Origin of the sequence: Halorubrum sp. SP3 (genome assembly GCF_005435195.1) — an archaeon.
In the GTDB taxonomy this organism is placed as follows: Archaea; Halobacteriota; Halobacteria; order Halobacteriales; family Haloferacaceae; genus Halorubrum; species Halorubrum sodomense.
On record NZ_SGTU01000221.1, the window covers coordinates 1 to 673 of the forward strand.

General features: G+C 63.6%; 1 protein-coding gene. It reads right to left on the bottom strand.

The features are described 5' to 3' along the window. Nucleotides 1-673: BREX-5 system phosphatase PglZ (gene pglZ, locus EXE42_RS16310; RefSeq protein WP_137706992.1), on the bottom strand; the 673-nt coding region annotated here is incomplete at both ends.

Genomic DNA, 673 nt, shown 5'->3' on the forward strand with positions numbered 1-673 from the left:
AGTCGCCGTCGTGGAACGACTGCGTCCATTCGTCCCAGAGCTCGTGTTCGAGCGAGGCGTCGACGGGACAGTCAGCGAGTTCCCACGGGTCGTCGTAGGTGCGGAGGACATCGTGCCAGAAACGGGCATCAGGGTCGAGGTAGACGTGCGCCAGTTCCTCGGCACGCTCGGAATCGACCTTGCTCAGCAGCGATTGAAGTTCGGGCCGGGAGATTCCCAGTCCGGAACTGGATTCGGGCCGGTACTCGGCATCGAGAAGCGACTTCTCCAGCCCTTCCTCGACGAGCCACTCGGCGACCGCCCACCGTCGTGTGCGCGTCACGAGCACGTCCTCGTCGGTGACCCCTTCAACGGCCGCGACGCCGTCGTCGACGAGGAGATCGCGAATCTTCAGCAGGTCCTCGGAATTGTTGGGGAGATTCTCGGCGCCGTGTTCGAGGACGAATTGCACTGGATCGTCGTGCCCGTCCAGCACGATCTTCGTCTGGAGGCCCTGGATTGTCGGAAGGCCGCCCTCGCCGTTGAGCTCTTGGAAGAGCGTTTTGGCGACCTGCTTGCGGTCGCTCTCGTCGGCGTCCTCGTAGGCCGTACGAATTGAGGCCGCCTGTATGCGGTCGTTCTCGAAGCAGCGTGCCCCGAGCTTGCCGATGTGGGCTTCGATGGCACCACCAGT